Origin of the sequence: Veillonella sp. oral taxon 780 str. F0422 (genome assembly GCF_000221605.1) — a bacterium.
Taxonomy (GTDB): Bacteria; Bacillota; Negativicutes; order Veillonellales; family Veillonellaceae; genus F0422.
In genome coordinates, this window is record NZ_AFUJ01000071.1 from 1 (window position 1) to 3,366 (window position 3,366).

Below are 3,366 nucleotides of genomic sequence, written 5' to 3' on the forward strand. Positions count from 1 at the left end.
CTTGATGAGCCTACTAACCATCTAGATATGCCAATGTTAGAGTGGTTAGAGGGATATTTAAAATCCTATAAAGGTGGCATTGTCATCATCAGCCATGACCGATATTTCTTAGATCAAGTGGCGACAGAAGTGGTAGAATTATCTCATCATAAAGTGCATACCTATAAAGGTAATTATAGCCAGTTCTTGAAACAACGAGAGCAGCAACGAGTGGCGTATCAACGTGCGTATGAAAAGCAACAGGAACACATTCGTAAAACGGAAGAATATATTGACAAATATCGAGCAGGCATAAAATCTAAAATGGCTCGTGGTCGTCAATCACAGTTAGATAGACTAGAAAGATTAGAGGCACCAGACCAAGATAGAGAGTTTGCTTTTACCTTTCCTAAGGCAGAAATGAGTGCAGACAGAGTATTGATGGTGGAGGATGTGTCCATTGGATATGATATAGAACATCCAGTGGCTACACATATTACAACAACGCTACGTCGAGGAGATGTGGTAGGCTTAATTGGTGCGAATGGAGCTGGAAAATCGACTCTTGTAAAAACAATTATGGGGGAACTTAATACACTGGATGGATCGATTATCACTGGAAATCGAGTGCAGACAGGATATTTCTCGCAAGAACATGAAGAATTACACCCTAGTTGGTCTGTGTTACAAGAGATTATGGCTCCTTATGATATGTCAGAAGAATCTGCTCGTAGCGTACTAGGTGCCTTTCAGTTTAGAGGTGATGATGTATTCAAGTTAATAGGAGATTTATCAGGTGGAGAACGTGCAAGGATAGCCTTATTACAGTTATTTTTAGAAGGCCGTAACTTCTTAATCCTTGACGAACCGACAAATCATTTAGACATTCCTACACGAGAAACAGTGGAGCAAGCCTTACAACAGTTTGAGGGCACATTGCTCATTATTTCCCATGACAGATATTTGTTGGATGCTGTGGCAAAACGCATTGTGGTCTTAGATAATGGTGGCATTGAAGAGTTTTATGGCAATTATTCGTATTATAAAGAAAAAATGTTGGAACGATCAGTGTTAACAGCCCAACGATTAGAAGCGGAGCAGACGAAACTCAACAATATGTCCAGCAATACAGCAGGAAAAGCCGATAATGCTAAAGATACAGCAGTGAGTACTGATTCTAATGCTGAGATACATACAGGTACATCAGAGGCTACTATAACAGAGGAACAAGATACTAGCTATTCAGAAGCAGTGACAGCCCCTAAAAGAAACGAATTCTTTATGCTGGAAAAAGAATTAGCCAAAGTAGAATCAGATATTGCACGGTATGAGGCGACAGTTAAAATGTATACGGTACAGCTACAGGACCCATCTATCCAAGGAGATATATCAGAATATGAACGATTGTCTCAAGAGTTAGCCAATACAACATCACAGTTAGAGGCTCTCTATGAGAGGTGGGAACACCTTAGCGAAGAGGCCTAGGAGGTTTCTATGAAAGGTCGTTTTGCACCCAGTCCTACAGGCCATATGCATGTAGGGAATTTGTGGGTAGCATTTTTGTCCTATTGGTCTGCACGGCATCAAGATGGTGAATATATAGTGCGCATAGAAGATGTAGATACACAACGGTCTAAACCAATCTATGCAGAACATATACTAGAAGATTTATCTTGGCTTGGTTTTACTTGGGACGAAGCACCTACGTATCAATCCAAACGTATGGATATATACGAGATATATTTACAAGAATTACGTAGCCAAAACGGTTATATCCGTGTTATTGTAATCGAGCGCGTTTACAGGAAATCAGTAGCGCTCCTCATCAAGGTGAAGCCCATCATGTGTACGATGGATATTGTTTAACCCATGAGCCGACTGTAGGTGAAAGACCTCCTTCTTGGCGATTTCATATGGAGGATACAAGAGGATCCTTTCAGGATATATATCGAGGTGCGGTAGATTATGAAATCCAATCTTGTAGTGATGATATCGTGTTAAAGCGATGGGATGGAATGATTGCCTATCATTTGGCGGTGGTCATTGATGATTATGAAATGGGTGTCACAGAAGTAGTTCGTGGTAATGATTTACTGCCTGTGACGGGTCATCAAATTGCGCTGGCCCAAGCCTTGGGGTTTTCTACTTTGCAATATGGTCATGCCCCTATGCTAGTGGATGCAGAAGGGTATCGTCTGTCTAAACGGCAACAAAGTATAACCATACGTGATCTGCAGAACCAAGGGGCTACACCAGAGAGACTGTGGGCATGGTTTGCGTTAGAAACAAGATTGCTCACAAAGGGGGATTTACCTCTTAGCGGTCACATAGGGCTTTCAGAACTATTGGAGATTACAATTCCAAAGAAACTATTAAAACAAGATACAATTAAATTGACAAATTTCGATATTATGGTATGATAGTACAGTAACGAGGTGATACGTATGTCAATGGAAACAGCGATCCAAGAAAAAACGTGGGCCGTTTTAGGTGCCACAACAAGAACCGATAAGTTCGGATATAAGATTTTCAAACATCTTGTCAATAAAGGATATACAGTGTATCCAGTGAATCCTAATATTACATCTATCGATGGTGTACAATGCTATCCAAGCTTGCATGAGTTGCCAGTAGTACCTACTGTAGTGGACTTTGTTGTGCCAGAAAAAGTTGGTTTAGAAGCTCTAGATAGTTGTAAAGAGTTAGGGATTAAGACCGTTTGGCTACAACCAGGTGCGGATAAACCGGCAGTAGTGAAAAAGGCAACTGAATTAGGTCTTGAAGTGATTCAAGACTGTGTATTGATTCAAATTTAATAGGAGGCTTATATGAGCGCAATTATTGATGTAACATCTGCAAATTTTAAAGAAGTAGTAGCAACAAATGATAAAGTAACTGTTGTAGATTTCTGGGCACCATGGTGTGGATACTGTGTTCGCATGATGCCAGTATATGATGAATTGGCAGCTGCCTTAGGCGACAAAGTGACATTAACAAAAGTAAACACTGACGAACAACCTGAATTGGCACAATTCTTCAAAATTGAAATTCTTCCTACATTTGCTATCTTCAAAAATGGTGAAATCGTAGATCGCAAAATCGGTTTCATTCCATTAGAAGAATTAAAAGCAGCTGTAGAAGCTCATCTATAATATACAGAAAGGACTGATATCTTTGAGATATCAGTCCTTTTCTTATGTGTACCGTTTATCTAATAAACTTTCTAGTTTTTTCTCTTTTCTAGCATCTAAAATTTTACCAGCTAAAATCGAAGGAATGGCTACACCGACACCAATGGATATGATGATTAGGATGGCAGTGACTCCACTTTGAATGGCTTCGACTAAGGTTGCAGATGTGAGAGAATTAATATGTAACATGGCATAT

At 39.8% G+C, this 3,366-nt stretch carries 5 protein-coding genes and 1 pseudogene; 5 read left to right on the forward strand and 1 reads right to left on the reverse strand.

Annotation, left to right across the window (positions count from 1 at the left end; genetic code table 11):
- The 5 genes from HMPREF9200_RS07695 to trxA form a co-directional block, all read left to right on the forward strand.
- The coding region (locus HMPREF9200_RS07695) for an ABC-F family ATP-binding cassette domain-containing protein (protein ID WP_009354163.1) at positions 1 to 1,464 on the forward strand (1,464 nt) is incomplete at its 5' end.
- Positions 1,465 to 1,473: 9 nt separating this feature from the next.
- Complete coding sequence (locus HMPREF9200_RS08585; protein WP_009354161.1) at positions 1,474 to 1,845, forward strand: glutamate--tRNA ligase family protein; 372 nt, start codon at positions 1,474 to 1,476, stop codon at positions 1,843 to 1,845.
- A complete protein-coding gene (locus HMPREF9200_RS08355; RefSeq protein ID WP_141558215.1) occupies positions 1,788 to 2,399 on the forward strand; it encodes a glutamate--tRNA ligase family protein in 612 nt (203 codons plus the stop codon). The genes HMPREF9200_RS08585 and HMPREF9200_RS08355 overlap by 58 nt, the downstream gene beginning before the upstream one ends.
- Positions 2,400 to 2,423: 24 nt before the next feature.
- Positions 2,424 to 2,795, forward strand: a complete 372-nt coding sequence (locus tag HMPREF9200_RS07705; RefSeq protein WP_009354162.1) for a CoA-binding protein — start codon at positions 2,424 to 2,426, stop codon at positions 2,793 to 2,795.
- A gap of 12 nt (positions 2,796 to 2,807) precedes the next feature.
- Positions 2,808 to 3,131 carry a thioredoxin gene (gene trxA, locus HMPREF9200_RS07710; protein WP_009354160.1) on the forward strand — a complete coding sequence of 108 codons (324 nt, stop codon included), beginning with the start codon at positions 2,808 to 2,810 and terminating at the stop codon, positions 3,129 to 3,131.
- A 42-nt stretch (positions 3,132 to 3,173) separates the two neighbouring features.
- Here trxA and HMPREF9200_RS08780 read toward each other — a convergent pair.
- Positions 3,174 to 3,366: pseudogene (locus tag HMPREF9200_RS08780) on the reverse strand (threonine/serine exporter family protein); the annotation flags it as partial.

What these genes read in the sequence shown, in the direction of transcription:
- HMPREF9200_RS08585 (WP_009354161.1), top strand. Translation starts at nt 1,474, where the DNA reads ATGAAAGGTCGTTTTGCACCCAGTCCTACAGGCCATATGCATGTAGGG.
- HMPREF9200_RS07705 (WP_009354162.1), top strand. Translation starts at nt 2,424, where the DNA reads ATGTCAATGGAAACAGCGATCCAAGAAAAAACGTGGGCCGTTTTAGGT.
- trxA (WP_009354160.1), top strand. Translation starts at nt 2,808, where the DNA reads ATGAGCGCAATTATTGATGTAACATCTGCAAATTTTAAAGAAGTAGTA.